General features: G+C 44.1%; 13 protein-coding genes. 11 read left to right on the forward strand and 2 right to left on the reverse strand.

Annotation, left to right across the window (positions count from 1 at the left end; genetic code table 11):
- The first annotated feature begins 809 nt into the window (after window positions 1-809).
- Window positions 810-1,205, forward strand: a complete 396-nt coding sequence (locus tag BJP34_RS15475) for a hypothetical protein (RefSeq protein ID WP_070393110.1) — start codon at window positions 810-812, stop codon at window positions 1,203-1,205.
- Here the strand turns inward: BJP34_RS15475 and BJP34_RS15480 are convergent.
- Together BJP34_RS15480 and BJP34_RS48930 are read right to left on the reverse strand one after the other, a co-directional pair.
- Window positions 1,202-1,546, reverse strand: coding sequence for a metal-sensing transcriptional repressor (locus tag BJP34_RS15480; protein WP_070393111.1), 345 nt, complete (start codon window positions 1,544-1,546; stop codon window positions 1,202-1,204). The two genes, BJP34_RS15475 and BJP34_RS15480, sit on opposite strands and share 4 nt — an antisense overlap.
- 483 nt (window positions 1,547-2,029) lie before the next feature.
- Window positions 2,030-2,164 carry a hypothetical protein gene (locus BJP34_RS48930; protein ID WP_267876579.1) on the reverse strand — a complete coding sequence of 45 codons (135 nt, stop codon included), beginning with the start codon at window positions 2,162-2,164 and terminating at the stop codon, window positions 2,030-2,032.
- A gap of 401 nt (window positions 2,165-2,565) precedes the next feature.
- Here BJP34_RS48930 and BJP34_RS15490 point away from each other — a divergent pair, with 401 nt between their 5' ends.
- The 10 genes from BJP34_RS15490 to BJP34_RS15535 all read left to right on the forward strand — a co-directional run bounded on the left by BJP34_RS15490 (window position 2,566) and on the right by BJP34_RS15535 (window position 15,103).
- Window positions 2,566-3,825, forward strand: coding sequence for an RNA-guided endonuclease InsQ/TnpB family protein (locus BJP34_RS15490; RefSeq protein WP_070393113.1), 1,260 nt, complete (start codon window positions 2,566-2,568; stop codon window positions 3,823-3,825).
- Window positions 3,826-3,872: 47 nt separating this feature from the next.
- On the forward strand, window positions 3,873-5,081 hold the full coding sequence (locus BJP34_RS15495) for an HhoA/HhoB/HtrA family serine endopeptidase (RefSeq protein WP_070393114.1): 1,209 nt from the start codon (window positions 3,873-3,875) through the stop codon (window positions 5,079-5,081).
- 131 nt (window positions 5,082-5,212) lie between these two features.
- Complete coding sequence (locus BJP34_RS15500; protein WP_070393115.1) at window positions 5,213-6,229, forward strand: LicD family protein; 1,017 nt, start codon at window positions 5,213-5,215, stop codon at window positions 6,227-6,229.
- A gap of 316 nt (window positions 6,230-6,545) precedes the next feature.
- Window positions 6,546-8,234, forward strand: coding sequence for a phosphoenolpyruvate mutase (aepX, locus tag BJP34_RS15505; protein WP_070393116.1), 1,689 nt, complete (start codon window positions 6,546-6,548; stop codon window positions 8,232-8,234).
- A complete protein-coding gene (gene aepY, locus BJP34_RS15510; protein ID WP_070393117.1) occupies window positions 8,235-9,380 on the forward strand; it encodes a phosphonopyruvate decarboxylase in 1,146 nt (381 codons plus the stop codon).
- Between the two features lie 251 nt (window positions 9,381-9,631).
- On the forward strand, window positions 9,632-10,936 hold the full coding sequence (gene iscB / locus BJP34_RS15515) for an RNA-guided endonuclease IscB (protein WP_070393118.1): 1,305 nt from the start codon (window positions 9,632-9,634) through the stop codon (window positions 10,934-10,936).
- Window positions 10,933-12,120: a 2-aminoethylphosphonate aminotransferase gene (locus BJP34_RS15520; protein ID WP_202972102.1), complete on the forward strand. Its 1,188-nt coding sequence runs from the start codon at window positions 10,933-10,935 to the stop codon at window positions 12,118-12,120. The genes iscB and BJP34_RS15520 overlap by 4 nt, the downstream gene beginning before the upstream one ends.
- A gap of 44 nt (window positions 12,121-12,164) precedes the next feature.
- Complete coding sequence (locus tag BJP34_RS15525; RefSeq protein ID WP_070393119.1) at window positions 12,165-13,286, forward strand: TauD/TfdA family dioxygenase; 1,122 nt, start codon at window positions 12,165-12,167, stop codon at window positions 13,284-13,286.
- A gap of 131 nt (window positions 13,287-13,417) precedes the next feature.
- Window positions 13,418-14,083 carry a hypothetical protein gene (locus tag BJP34_RS15530; RefSeq protein ID WP_070393120.1) on the forward strand — a complete coding sequence of 222 codons (666 nt, stop codon included), beginning with the start codon at window positions 13,418-13,420 and terminating at the stop codon, window positions 14,081-14,083.
- A 48-nt stretch (window positions 14,084-14,131) separates the two neighbouring features.
- Complete coding sequence (locus BJP34_RS15535; RefSeq protein WP_070393121.1) at window positions 14,132-15,103, forward strand: iron-containing alcohol dehydrogenase; 972 nt, start codon at window positions 14,132-14,134, stop codon at window positions 15,101-15,103.
- The last annotated feature ends 5 nt before the right edge of the window (window positions 15,104-15,108 follow it).

Raw genomic sequence — 15,108 nt, forward strand, 5'->3', positions numbered from 1 at the left:
AATTAATGTTTATTTTACAAAGTATTGAGAAAGTATCGAGCCACTTGCTTGCCCTCTCCCTTTAGCCGAGGGATCAAAACAACAGACGGGATTTATGCCATTGGTTCATTCAAAACAATAAAACTGCCGAAACAGGGGATTATCATCCAAACACCCAAACTACCTAAATACCCTTAAAAATGTCAACTACCAATGGTAGCATACCCCAACTAAACACTGAGCTTAAAATCTTTTGGAATTAGCGTCCTGGTAGGGAAACAAGTTACTGTAGCAACAAGGGTTTGATCAGTTCTTGTTAATTTGAACTGTTGTTGATCGGCTCAGTCACACTAATCACCAAAAATAGGGGGCTCGGGGGATAATCCCCCGTAGCCAACCGTTCGCGCAGCGTGACCGAATGGTCAAGGGTTCAATACCCTTGAGGTTGGCGTCGAAATCTTTCGGAATAGCCAGTATTTTCTGGTAGAATATATATAACTGAAATGAGCTAAGGCACTCTTAACTTCGGAGAAACGGCTAAGCCAGTAGGTTAGTATCGGCGAGTGATGCGTAAAACGAAGTATTGGGGCTGTCCGAGAATTGACTCGGTTGTAGAAGCTACAGATGCGAGCAATCCCTCGCATCTGTAGAGTAAGCCAGGCTGGAGGTTCGGCGCTTAACCCTTAAATTCAATCAATAACGAGTTTAGGCGCGTTAAGTCTGCTAGGGCTACTGAAACCAACACGCTCTGGGATCCGGGAAAGCCCCCGGCTTCCACCCGTGGGGAAGCTTACAAATATTTCCTACGAATAAGGACGATAAATACCAAAATGCTAGGAATCTTTCAAAAAAGTCATCTGAGGATTGAAGTCGAAGCACCACAAACTGTTATCCGGGACAGTCTGCTCTATACCGCGCAACTGAACCAGTGGTTGTGGCCGGAGAATTTATCTTCCAAGTTACCCGAACAGCTAGATTTAGGATTGACCTTTACCTCTTCCATCGGGCCAGTAGCAGTACAACACAACGTTGAGCTTGTTCAGTCCAACTGTTTAAGACTGCTCTTGAGTCAGGGAATTGATGGTTATCATGAATGGTATTGGGGAGATGGTTGGGTACAATCTCGCCTAGAAGGGGTGTCTTTGTTACCATTGAATTGGGGTCAAACCTTAAGTTTGCTGAGGCTACGTCAGTTTGTAGAGCAGCATAGAGCCTCTGAGCCCTAACGTAAAAATTGATCTAAAGCCGCCTTCAACTCCTCAATTTCTACCTCAATGTTGCCCTGCTCAGCGGCTCGACCGATACACTCGCTTAAATGTTCATCAAGGATAATTCGTGCCACTTTATCCAAAGCCCCTCGAACTGCAGCAATCTGTACCAAAACATCAGGACAGGGGCGACTTTCTTGCACCATAGTTTTAATCCCTCGAATATGCCCCTCAATTCGAGACAGGCGATTGATAATTCGCCTCAGAGATTCTTCATCATGAACGTGACCATGAGTATGTTCACTATGGTTGTGATTCAGCTCTTGGGTCAGGGCATAATCCCTATCTTTCGCGATCATAGCGGTTTTATTATTGAACTCTCCCCGCTTTGAAAAGACGGGGATTCTGAGCGGATGTCGTTGCGCGGGTTAAAACCGCGCTCCACGAGGCTCACGGTCTGATCTAGAAGTGAATCTAGTATACCGTTGCGGCAGATTCAAAACTGCCCTACCTCCCTGGCCTATGGCCACGCTACGCGAACGCATTAACAGAGAAGTTAACCTGTGGATTTACTTTTAATTTAATTGCACAATAGCTTTCGGAGTGGTTGTACCAAACAAATCAGGGCAATAAATCACTACTTTTTGCTGCATTGTTTGCCTGTTCCATGGTCGTAGGATATACCCCGTCTCCTTCTGGCCGGAATCTCACCGTACTAGCAAAATATAAACGCGACCAACCTTGTTCTTACTCACGATTCTATTTTAACACGATAGCCGTATGGGAATCCCGGCGCGCTGGCCGTAGGCCACGCGGGGCGCGTTCGCTGTCCACCCAATAAATTAGGTGGCTAACTCTCGCTTGTGATTTTTCTGTTTGATTAGTCCAAGGTTAACGAACTTTGTCGGTCTATCATTATCGATAATTCTTAGGTTAACTTGTTCGAGGCTCTTGGGCTGATCATCCCTTGAGGTCACCTCTCTGACTCTCGGTGCGCGCCTCCAAGGGTGAGTAAACCCCCCTTTGGTCGCACCACCTGGAACTAGCCCAGGTAGTATTAACGTCATAGGAATAACTCTTAAAAGAGCGATTAGATGCTTGTAGCAACTAATCCACAATCCTAAAATCTGCCTCGAAACCCACTCCTGGCTCTGGGTGGGAGGAATCTCAGGGAAGGTAAACTTGAGTTATGGGTTAACACTAAGGGTCAGCAACCACTGACTAGTAACCACTAGCCAAAGCCAACTAAACGGGCAAGGGGTCTCCCGTTATAATCACGTGATAAGCGCGGGAGGGGAATTGCCCGACGGGGTTTAACGGTTCTCAACAGATTGACATGCAGGTCACGCTGCGCGAACGCGAGTAGTACAATAACATTATGCTGTTAACTTACTGCTATCGAATCAAGCCTAGTGACGAACAGATAGCCATCATGGAGAGATGGCTGGAATTGTTGCGTCGTCACTGGAACTATGCTCTCGGTCAAAGACTTGATTGGCTCAACAGGACTCGTTGTCCTATTGATAGATGCAGTATTGTCAGGGAAGCGATTGGCGAAGTCCCAGAACCCGTTAACTATTACACCCAGCAATCTGCACTAAAGGAAACTAAAAAGCTATTCCCTGAGTACAAGCTGATTTACGCCGAAACTCAACAAGTCAACTTACAACGGCTGAACATTGCATGGGAACGATGGAGAAAACCAGATGCGACCGGAAAACGCGGAGGACGACCTCGGTTTAAGAAACAAGGTCAATTGCGGTCGTTTATATTCCCACGGGTTAACAATTCCAGAGCAGGGGCACATATCAAACATGGAGTGCTTAAGCTGAGTCGGATTGGTGAAATATCTGTGGTGATGCACCGACCTCTACCGTCCGGTTTCACTCTCAAGCAATGCACTATCGTTAAAAAAGCGGACGGCTGGTACTGTTGCATCTCAATGAAGGATGATACTGTCCCTGAGTGTATTCCTGTAGAATCGGTTAAATCTGCGGTTGGGATTGATGTCGGCTTAGAGAAGTTTCTGACCACATCAGATGGTGAAGCCGTTGGGATTCCGCAGTTCTACAGAAAGGCTACTAACAGGTTAGCAAGTGCCCAACGGGTAATGTCACGCCGTGTAAAGGGTTCTAAAAACTGGCAGAAAGCTAAACAGAAAGTAGCTCTATTGCACCTTCATTTAACCCGTTGCCGCAAGGAATTTCACTATCAAGTCGCCCATTGGCTATGTAGTAAGTATGACCTGATTGGGTTTGAAGATTTAAATATCAAGGGACTTGCGCGGACTAGATTAGCGAAATCAATACATGACGCAGGGTGGGGGTCGTTTCTGGAGATTTTACAAGCAGTGGCGGTCAAACGCGGTTTGTTAGTCGAGGAAGTTAATCCACGGGGAACAAGTATTGAGTGCTTCAACTGTGGGGCAAGAGTTGAGAAAAATCTAGCTGATAGAGTTCATCATTGTTCTGATTGTGGAGTAAAAATTGACCGCGATTGGAATAGTGGCATCAATATTTTGAATCGTGCATTAATGGCGGTTGGATTGCCGCTGAATGGCTGTGGTAAATCAATACAGGATATTGAGGAACAGCAAGTCTCATTTGTGAATTTGAGAAGCCTACATCATAATCTTTGATTTGATGTAGGAGTGGTCACAATTAACCAGAAGAATACGATAATACTATGTCATCAACTAAATTTTCGATTTGGCTTCGCTCAATTAGTAACTATCTCTTGGCTATCTTACTTGGAGTCTTATTGACAGTTGGCGTTTATCGTGTATCTCCCTCCAAGGCTGCTCCTGTACCCAGCACAGACTCAGTAACTCCCCCACTGATCGCCCAACAACTGCTGATTCCACAGCAAACTACTAATAGCAGTTTTGTAACAGCAGCGGTGAATCGGGTGGGATCAGCAGTGGTGCGCATTGACACCGAGCGCACAGTTTCCAGGCGCGTCGATCCCTTTTTTGATGACCCCTTCTTCCGGCGCTTTTTCGGTGATGACTTTTCAGCCCAAATTCCCCAAGAAAGACGTTTACAAGGTCAAGGCTCTGGGTTTATTATTGATAACAGTGGCATTTTACTGACCAATGCCCATGTTGTGGAAAATGCCGATAAAGTAACCGTTACCCTCAAGGATGGGCGCAAGTTTAATGGTCAAGTCAAGGGTGTGGATGAATTCACCGACTTAGCTGTTGTCAAAATAAACGGTACTTCCTTACCCATAGCCTCTCTAGGGGATTCCAGTCAAGTTCAGGTTGGAGATTGGGCTATTGCTGTTGGTAACCCCCTAGGGCTAGATAATACAGTGACTTTGGGAATTGTCAGCACCATAGGACGCTCCAGCGCTCAGGCAGGTATTCCTGACAAGCGACTAGACTTTATTCAAACCGATGCAGCTATTAATCCTGGAAACTCTGGTGGTCCGTTGTTGAATGCGACAGGGGAAGTAATTGGCATCAACACTGCTATTCGGGCTAATGCCATGGGAATTGGTTTTGCTATTCCCATCAACAAAGTCAAAGAGATTTCCAACAAACTAGCCCAAGGACAAAAAGTTGTCCATCCATATATCGGCGTTCGGATGACAACCCTAACCCCGGAACTAGCACAAGAGAACAACAATGACCCCAATTCTGTTTTCCTATTACCAGAAGTCAATGGTGTCTTGGTAGTTCAAGTAATGCCGGATACACCAGCTGCTGATGCTGGTATGCGTCGTGGGGACATAATTGTTCAAATTGATGGAAGACCTGTTACTAATGCTACACAACTACAGCGCCTTGTGGAAAATAGTGGAGTAAATAAGGTACTAGAAATAAAAGTAAGGCGCGGTAAGCAGACTACTAGCGTGTTTGTTCGCACCGATGCACTAAAAAATCCTACTTAGTGATTACCGGGCTTAATCTAGAAGTGGTCAAACCCGAGGGAAGGTCTGCACATCCTTAAGGGTTGGCCTTCCTCCGGAATCAAAGCTAGGTTCAGAAGCGATTACAGCACAGGACTACGATAAAAAATACATTGTTAAATCCACCCAATGATCTAGCGCAGGCAATCACCAACACCCAGAGAAACATTGAGCTGCAACCAGATCATCCTCAACTTTATTTAGAATTGGCAGAGCTCTACTGCCAACAAGGTGAGTGGGTCGAATCCATTGCCTGTTACCTGAAAGCGATTAAGATTAAACCGGACTGTGAGGACTTTCACGAGCAGCTGTGGTACCTATTGTTGTCTGCTCAGATATCATCCCAGGGATTAGAAGAGATTGATCGCTGTGCCCGTCAAGTGATACAAGCAGCCACCATTTATAAACAAGCCCTTGCGCTAGAGTCAGATGTGTTATCAGCGCAACCCCACGAGGCGCTGACAAAACAAGAAGGACTTGCTGAAGCGATCGCCCATTACAACTATGCCATCGAGAGGGGCATCGAATCAAAAAACACAGGGACAATCGCCGACATGGTGGTTGCTTTGGCTGAGAAATTAAAACCAATACATTGGCAATTGCGCCAAGACTTCCAGTTCCTTGATTCCCTCCTTAGACAGCATCATATCCCTTACTGGGCTATTTCAGGAACATTAATCGGTGCTCTGCGACACGAAGGAGTCATTCCCTGGGATGATGACATTGATATTGAGATGACAGAGGGAGATTTCCAGAAATTATTTACTTTAGAAACTATCCTCAATGATCATGGTTTCTACTTTAGAAAGATCGAAAAAAATCTTTACAAAATAACTGACGGGATTGAAATCTATATCTATGACCAAAGGACATTGCCCTCTGAAGGGGGACATCCTCAGTATCCAGATCTCGATGAGATCTTTCCTTTGCGAGAGTTTCAATTCTATGATTTTAAGATTTATGGACCCAACCAGGCCGAGACGTATCTCAAAAGAGGATATGGGGAAGACGTTTTAAACGTTTGCAGGATTTGGAATCATCGTTTGAATGTCGCCCTAGGACCTGATCACGATCCGAAGCGATATTCATTGAGCACAAAAAAGGTTAAAATTATTTTAAATTTAGCTTAAAGGCTAGTTAAACGTGGTCAGATAAGGCTATTGAGCCTTTGCACTGGTTTCCCTAACTCCCCTGATTTCTTGCCCACCATGGAAGGGCTGGGAGCTAGGCAAGCTTGTCATGTTTCTAAAAACTGCTAGTCAAACTGCTAGTCAAGTAGTCTTGAAAGGCTATGAGCCGACAGTAGCATCAGGGTAGGAAGAGCTAATCCTGAGTTAACTGTGTTTTGAGTGGCTCATGATCGATTCAGATCCTTAACAAAGATGAAAATCTTGCCTATCTCCTAGACCACTTTGGTTCAACATTGTTGCAATTTTAGGATGCCAAATGAAAACAACAGCACAATTGACAAAAACGACAGAACCTAGAAAAGCAACGCAACTTAGGAAAACAACACAACCTAGAAAAACGACACAACTTAGAACACTGCTGAACTCTAAACAGTTAGAGTTTCTGATAGAGGCCCATGATGGAATCAGCGCTAAGATTGCTGAAGAGGCAGGCTTTCAGGGCATTTGGGGCAGTGGTCTCAGCATTTCTGCCCAGTTGGGTGTGCGTGATAACAACGAAGCAAGTTGGACTCAAGTCTTGGAAGTGGTTGAGTTCATGTCCGATGCAACTTCTATCCCAATTCTGCTGGATGGGGACACGGGCTACGGCAATTTTAACAATGTCCAACGCTTGGTCAAAAAATTAGAGCAGCGTGGTGTCGCTGGTGTCTGTATTGAGGACAAACTCTTCCCCAAAACCAATAGCTTTATAAAGGGCACAGCTCAGCCCCTGGCTGACATGGACGAGTTCTGCGGCAAAATCAAGGCCGCTAAAGATGCCCAAAGTGATGATGACTTTGTCCTGATTGCCCGGGTAGAAGCGTTTATTGCCGGTTGGGGGCTATCAGAAGCATTAAGGCGAGCCCAAGCCTATTACGATGCCGGAGCGGATGGCATTTTGATCCACAGTGCCTTGCGTGTGCCTGATGAAGTGTTGGCCTTCAAACGGGAGTGGGGCGATCGCGCACCGGTGGTAATTGTACCGACCAAGTACTACGCAACACCGACTGAAGTCTTTAGGGATGCTGGCTTCTCCATCGCCATTTGGGCCAATCAACTACTCCGCGCTTCAGTAACGATGACCCAAAAGGTGGCTCAGCAGTTAATGGTAGAGCAGAACCTGCTGAATGTTGAAGACAAGATCGTTCCTGTAGCTGAGATCTTTCGGCTGCAAGGTGTCGCCGAACATGCAGAAGCGGAGCAGCGCTATTTACCCCAGAACGGGGGTGGGATTCGCACAGTTCTGCTAGCAGCTTCCCGTGGGATTGAATTGGGTCAATTCACTAAAGATAAACCCAAGTGCATGGTAAATCTGCAAGGTCAACCCCTGCTATCACGGATTGTCCATGAGTATCACAGTGTTGGGATTCAAGACATCACTGTCGTGCGTGGCTACAAAAAGGACGTTGTCAACTTACCTGGCCTCGATTTTGTAGATAACGACGACTATGACACCACAGGTGAACTCGTTTCCCTGAGTCGAGGCTTGCAGGAATTGCCCCAGGATGGACAGGATTGGATCATCGGCTACGGTGATGTTCTGTTCAAGAAGTACATTCTGCAAATGCTGTCAGGGGTTGATCATGACTTTGTGGTCATTATAGATTCGAGTCAGCACCGCCAAACCGAGCAGATCCGACCCGATTACGTTGCCTGTTCTCTACCCGACTCGACCCAGGCATTTTATCAACATGTTGATCTACAGCAAATCAGCCATGAACTGCCCGAGGGCGAAATCTGCGGCAGATGGACCGGATTGCTGAAAGTGTCCCAGCAGGGGCAGCAGAAATTACGGGATACCCTTAATACTCTGCTCCAGTCCGAGCAGGTACGGCAACAGGGGCGAATGCCGACTCTGATTAATAGGTTGATCACTGATGGCCATCGGGTACATGTGCTTTATATCAAAGGGCATTGGCTCGATATCGATCAAGTCGAAGATCTGTTCAAGGCTGGAAGTTTCTAAATGATCAAATCCGAATACTTTATCCGAGCGGCTCAGGAAAAAGGGTTTGGGTTATACACAGGGGTGCCTTGCTCCTACCTCAAATCTTTTATTAACACGGTCATTGACTCTGATCGTCTCCGCTATGTGGGGGCTGCGAATGAAGGGGATGCCGTCGCGATCGCCTGCGGGGCCGAATTGGCTGGAGTGCCCAGTGTGGTGATGTTTCAGAATTCGGGGTTTGGGAATGCCGTCAATCCCCTCACCTCCCTGACTCACACCTTTAAGATTCCCATCTTGGTGATTGTGACCTGGCGAGGACAACCCGGTGGGGCACCGGACGAACCCCAGCACCAGCTGATGGGAGCCATTACTCCCCAATTGCTAGACCTGATCCAGGTGCCATGGGAACCTTTTCCCACGGAAATAGACCAGGTTGAGCCGACTCTAGACCGGGCGATTGCCCATATGCGGCAGCATCAGACGCCCTATGCCCTGGTGATGCAAAAGGGTTCGGTGGAATCTTGCCCCTTAAGCTCTCAATTAACCGTCAAGCCCCTGTCGATCACCCCGGCTGATGCTCTCCCCCTTCAACAGGACCCCTCCTTCACCCGTCGTGACATGCTGCAAGCCATCCAAGCTGCAACTGGGCCTGAGGACATTCTGTTGGCCACCACGGGCTACACCGGTCGGGAATTGTATGCCATTCAGGACCAAGCCAATCAACTTTACATGGTGGGTTCCATGGGATGTATCTCCAGTCTCGGTCTGGGCATGGCCCTGGCTCAGCCCCACCGTCGGGTGATTGTGGTCGATGGGGATGGTGCCGCTTTGATGCGCCTAGGAGCGTTAGCCACCGTTGGCTATGAACGTCCGCCCAACTTGCGGCATATTCTCCTAGACAATCAGCGCCATGAATCCACAGGGGGACAGTCCACCGTGTCGGCCTCCATTGATTTTGGTGCGATCGCAAAAGCCTGTGGTTACGAACAAGTTGCTTTTGCCACAACCCCTGAAGAAGTAAAAGCTTTGACCCAAGACCGATCCGAGCAATTAATGTTCATTCACGCCAAGATCAAGCCTGGTATTCCTGACAAATTACCTCGGCCCCACATTACCCCCCTAGAGGTTGCTCAACGTCTACGGGAGACTTGTAAAACAGAATAAAACGGAGTAATACCGGATTATTCGCCTTGGTGGGAAGTCTCCCCAGTTAGAGTTCGTGTGATTGCACACTGACTACGTTATTAAGGTCAACACACCCCTAGGTTAGACAGCCTTGTGGCACTGTTGACAAGAATTAAACAGCTAACCGTTTTACATTAAGCAGTGTTCTTGTCGTAAAAAGCCTTAATAACATTAACGAGTCAAACCTTACACCATTAGGTGCTACTAATCATTAAGTTGATTTTCAATCCATGCAAAATTACGTTTTTATTATTGACCAAAACCAGAACCCACTTAATCCAGTAAGACCAAAAAGAGCGCGACAACTCTTGGAACAAGGCAAAGCTTCTGTGTTTCGCAGATACCCGTTTACTTTGATTCTTAAAAGAGCGATAAACCAACCAAATATCCATCCATTAACTATCAAAATAGATCCAGGTTCTAGATACACTGGCTTTGCTTTGCTAGACGGTAGCAATGTGATTTGGCTAGGGGAATTAGAGCATCGCGCTCAAAAGATTAAAAGCGAATTAGATAAGCGTCGTGCTGTTCGTAGAAGTCGTCGCTATCGTAAGACTAGATACCGTAAAGCTAGATTTCTCAATAGAAAGCGTCCAGAAGGATGGTTAGCTCCTAGTTTGAATCATAGGGTATTAACAGTAGAAACCTGGCTCAATCGATTGATACGGTTTGCCCCTGTTAAAGGAATTGCTATTGAGAGCGTTAAGTTTGACATGCAAAAAATGGTCAATCCAGATATTTCCTCTGAAGAATATCAACAAGGAACTTTACACGGCTACGAGGTCAAAGAGTACTTGTTGGAGAAGTGGAGTAGAAAATGTACTTATTGCGGCAAAAAAGATATTCCATTACAGATTGAACATATAAAGCCAAAGTCAAGAGGAGGTACTAATCGAATTAGCAATTTATGTCTGGCATGCCAAAAGTGTAATCATAAAAAAGGGAATAAACCTATCGAAGATTATCTCAAAAATCAACCAAGTTTATTGCTAAAAATTAAAGCTCAAGCCCAGAAACCGCTCAAAGATGCTGCGGCGGTAAATGCAACTAGAAAAGCGATTGTAAAAATGGCACAAACACTTAACTGTCAAGGACAACCATTATGCCAGATTGAGGTCACAACTGCTACTGGGGGACAAACTAAATACCATCGTTGCCGACTAGGATTGCCTAAACAACATAGTATCGATGCTGCATGTGTCGGCGATCTAGAAAAACTAGAGTTTAGAACTAGTCAAGCCTTGCTAATCAAGTCTACAGGGCAAATTACCAAGCGAATGTGCCGTATGAATAAGTTTGGCTTTCCTTGTTCCCAGCCACGCCGAAGATACAACCACGACTGGAAAACAGGTGATATCGGTAAGACAGTTAAAAACGGTATTACATATGTGGGCAAGATAGTGGTACAAAACCAGAGAAGGTTTGAAATCAGGATTGGTAAACAGCGAATTGGTAACACTTTTGAGTGTCTTGTCAGGCTGCACAAACAGGATGGATATCAGTATTCATTCAGTCCGAATTACTCACTTTTATGACTATTAACTCCCTTGTTCGTCCATCTAATCCGATGGCAATTTATCGTGTGAGCGGCGCTCAACCTAGCCAAACTCTAACATCTAAAATCAACATGAACCGGACGATCTTACTCAACCCTGGCCCTGTTACCCTCAGCGATCGCGTGCGCCGTGCCTTACTCCAGCCAGACCTGTGCCATCGTGAACCTGAGTTTGCTGAGCTCGCCCTAGATATCAAAGCCCGCCTAGCCAAGGTCTATCCTGCAGCAGCTGAGGACTATGACGCTATTTTACTTACCGGTTCCGGCACTTGTGCCGTAGAGGCAATGCTATCAACCCTTGTGCCTCAGGATGGCAAGGCTTTAGTGGTAACAAATGGGGTCTACGGTGAACGCATGGCAGCAATGATCAAGGCTCATGGTAAGTCCCTGGAGGTGGTCACTGCCCCCTGGCACGAGCCCATGAACCTGAAGGAGGTTGAAACGTGCCTGACCCAGGATTCAGCCATTACCCATGTGATTGCCGTTCATCACGAAACCACCACTGGACGACTCAATGATGTCGCCCAGTTGGGTCAACTGTGTCAGCGCTACAATGTCGCACTGCTGCTCGATAGTGTCTCTAGCTTTGGTGCCGAGGCCATTGAGTTTGCCCCTTGGAATTTAGAAGCCTGTGCGGCAACGGCGAATAAATGTCTGCATGGTGTGCCTGGTCTATCGTTTGTGTTGGTAAAGCGATCCATTTTCGAAACTCGCCCCTCTGCCGCTGGCAGCGTTTACTTAGATCTCTATCCCTATCATCAAGAGCAGGCAAGGGGCTATTCGCCCTTTACCCAAGCTGTACAGGTAGCCTATGGACTCCAGGAGGCTCTCAAGGAAATGGAGGACATGGGTGGGCAGACAGCCAGACACAGCTCTTACACTCAGCGTGCTCAGCAGATTTTGCAGACTTTGCAAAATCTCGGGATCAAACCGCTCTTGGATGTGGAGGATTATAGCTGTATCCTGACTTCTTTTAAATTGCCCCCAGGCTACAGCTATGAGCAAATCCATGACACCCTGAAAGAATCTGGTTTTGTGATTTATGCGGGGCAGGGGGGATTCAAAAACCAGATTTTCCGGATAGCTAATATGGGTGATATCCAACCGAGTGATCTAGACCGTCTGGTGGATTGTTTTCATGTTTTGTTTAAGCATTCAGGGTAGACTACCCTTAGTTTTGCAGAAAAGATGAGAGGGGATTATTCCTGATGATACAATCTATCTCAATCAACGAGAAAACATTGACTATTCACTGGCAAAGCGGTTCTGATTCTACTTTCCACTATATCTGGTTGCGGGATAACTGCCAAAGTCCAAAGTCACTTCACCCAAATGGACAACGACTGCTTCAAACAGTCGATATTCCAGCAGATATTCATCCTAGCTCTGTGCAAGTTATCAAGGAACAGTCTCTAGAAATTGTCTGGGTCGATGGACACCAAAGTAGCTACAGTGCTGATTGGTTATATAACCATGTCTATGACATGCCATTGTCTGGCCCCAATAATGAGATGCAAATCCAGCTTTGGAATTGCTCTGTTGACATCAATTCACTCACTTTTGACTACCCAGAAATTATCTCTAAAGAAAGAACACTATATGATTGGCTAGTTGCATTTTGTCAATATGGGGTTGCCTTTCTAAAAAATGTCCCTACTCAATTGGGTGCGGTGGAAAACATTGTCGATCAGTTTGGCTATATACATGAAACTAACTTTGGTCGCATATCTGATGTCAAAATTGTTACTAATGCCACGAATTTAACCTATACAAATGATTACCTGAGTCCTCATACAGATAATCCATATCGTGACCCCGCACCCACATTGATGCTTTTGCACTGCCTTTCGTCGGACGTTGAGGGGGGTGATAGCATCATCGTGGATGGCTTTCAGGTTGCAGAAAAACTACGTCAGAAAAACCCTAAATACTTTAAATTGCTAGCATCTATCCCTGTCAACTTTTGCTTTAGCGATCCAAATGTAGAAATCTCCGCCGAAAAGACAATCATACAAGTCAATCGGCGCGATGAGTTGACAGCAGTTTGTTTCCACAATGAATCGTTACAACCATTGCGTATGGATGCAGAATTGATGGGGTCTTTCTATGATGCCTATCGTACCTTCTTCGAAATGATAATGGATGTCAAAAATCAGGTGCAATTCAAGCTACAACCAGGACAAGTATATATGGTGGACAATCGGCGAGTGTTGCATGGTCGCACAGCTTTTTTCAATACAGACAAGCGTCATTTACAAGGATGCTATGCAGGTATTGATGGTTTGTATAGTAAGCTGGCAGTGCTGAAACGACACATGATCGGTACTTAGACATTTTTTAGCTAAAAGCAGCCTCAAACCCATACATAGTAGTAATTTTACTTCGCTTTAATTATTTTCTTGATATACCTGGGTTTCAGGGATTTTTCAGTGCTTAGCTTATATCTGTTGGCAAGATTCAAATGGAAGCTATTTTTTTAGATTTTGATGGGGTAATCGTAGATTCTATTGAAGAATGGTATCACATTGGCGTACTTGCCTATTATGGTATCGAAAAAGCAACTCATGATAGTCAACATAAACAATTATACAAAGATAATTGCCATCTTCTTTATTCAGATGCAGATGAATATTGCTTATTAAAAGCATTAGAAAGTCAAGATTTAAATAACTTTAAAAAAATACGCAAGCAAGTAGATAATCAAGAAATAGATAGTTATAGTAAACAATTCAGGAAAATTAGAAAATTTTATCAAAATAATCATTTGAATTGGTGGTGTGGTTTACATAGTATTACTGATTATGGCAAAACACTGACAAATCAAAAAAACACCAACAATTATTTTATTCTAACTCGTAAAAATATGGATGATGTTTTAATTTTAAAAAACTATTTCAAGATTAAAATACCCGATCGAAAAGTATTTGATTATAGTCATTCTGTCAAATATGGCGGTAAAGTAAATTTTATTGAAAAGTTTTTAGATAATCATCCAGACTATAATCAGGCTGTTTTAGTTGATGATAGGATAGAGAATTTGGAGATATCTTCAAAAGTTAAATGTTATTTCGCCTCTTGGGGTTATGGTAAAGGAAATAATGAATTTGAAACATATCAGGGTATTTAAACGGTAATAAAGCTTATGACTTGTACATTGCAACTATCGAAAAATTCAATGGATAAATGCATAAAAACAATCATAAAAACTGAAAAAGTTGACGGCATTGTTATAGGTCCAAGTGTCTATTTAATGAACTGTTTTTCTCCTATTTACAATCACGTCATAAAAAGCAAGCTCCCGGTTACTGTACCAAAATTTCCTTTAACTTATTCAAATATTGACAAATTTATCTTTCCTGCCAGCGGTCAATGCTTTTTAGTTTTTGGAGGGGGGAAGCTGATCGATTTTACAAAAATTTGTGCCAAACGAGATCAAGTTTCTTTAATCGTATTGTTATCTTCTATTTCAAATGATGGATTTTCATCTAGTTTTAGTTCCTTAAAGCCAGATGAAACGTCATATAATCAGAGTTATAAATCAAAACCTCCTAAAGCTGTTTATGCTTGTTTGCCCTTATTAAACAAGTACATGCCACATAAATTTTGGGTTAGCGGCTTGGGTGAATTATTATCAAAATTGAATGTATGGGAAGACTTAAAAGTTGATAATAAAGTCAAAGAATTTGATCAAACACCTTTTTATAAAATTGAACCATTTATAAACAAATACACAAAACGTAATGAAAGCTCATTAATCGAAATAATCAAACAACTTTACTCATTTTCTTTATTAATGAAAACTGATAGTAGTTGGTGTAGCCGTTCTGAACACGAATTTGAGAAATTATATGCAGATAGTAAACTATCACACGGTCAATTAGTTTTAATGGGTGCTTTAGTTGCTATGAAAATAAGATGTATTTATAAATTACCTGATTTATATGAGCGGTTATTATATTATTGTCGAAAATTAGACATAAGCTTAGAATTAAAACAAGGATTTGATACTATTATAGAATCAAAGACTTATAAAAGACTGAAAAAACTATCTTCAGTACGACCCGAAAGATTTGGGTTGTGGAATCTTGTGGATTCCACAACTGTTGACTGGAAAATGATTATCAAAGAAATAATAAAGGAGTTATAGCTATC

The sequence above is a fragment of the Moorena producens PAL-8-15-08-1 genome, from assembly GCF_001767235.1.
GTDB lineage: Bacteria > Cyanobacteriota > Cyanobacteriia > Cyanobacteriales > Coleofasciculaceae > Moorena > Moorena producens_A.

What these genes read in the sequence shown, in the direction of transcription:
- aepY (WP_070393117.1), top strand. Translation starts at nt 8,235, where the DNA reads ATGATCAAATCCGAATACTTTATCCGAGCGGCTCAGGAAAAAGGGTTT.
- BJP34_RS15525 (WP_070393119.1), top strand. Translation starts at nt 12,165, where the DNA reads ATGATACAATCTATCTCAATCAACGAGAAAACATTGACTATTCACTGG.
- BJP34_RS15480 (WP_070393111.1), bottom strand. Translation starts at nt 1,546, where the DNA reads ATGATCGCGAAAGATAGGGATTATGCCCTGACCCAAGAGCTGAATCAC.
- BJP34_RS15530 (WP_070393120.1), top strand. Translation starts at nt 13,418, where the DNA reads ATGGAAGCTATTTTTTTAGATTTTGATGGGGTAATCGTAGATTCTATT.
- aepX (WP_070393116.1), top strand. Translation starts at nt 6,546, where the DNA reads ATGAAAACAACAGCACAATTGACAAAAACGACAGAACCTAGAAAAGCA.
- BJP34_RS15520 (WP_202972102.1), top strand. Translation starts at nt 10,933, where the DNA reads ATGACTATTAACTCCCTTGTTCGTCCATCTAATCCGATGGCAATTTAT.
- BJP34_RS15475 (WP_070393110.1), top strand. Translation starts at nt 810, where the DNA reads ATGCTAGGAATCTTTCAAAAAAGTCATCTGAGGATTGAAGTCGAAGCA.
- BJP34_RS15490 (WP_070393113.1), top strand. Translation starts at nt 2,566, where the DNA reads ATGCTGTTAACTTACTGCTATCGAATCAAGCCTAGTGACGAACAGATA.
- iscB (WP_070393118.1), top strand. Translation starts at nt 9,632, where the DNA reads ATGCAAAATTACGTTTTTATTATTGACCAAAACCAGAACCCACTTAAT.
- BJP34_RS15535 (WP_070393121.1), top strand. Translation starts at nt 14,132, where the DNA reads ATGGATAAATGCATAAAAACAATCATAAAAACTGAAAAAGTTGACGGC.
- BJP34_RS15495 (WP_070393114.1), top strand. Translation starts at nt 3,873, where the DNA reads ATGTCATCAACTAAATTTTCGATTTGGCTTCGCTCAATTAGTAACTAT.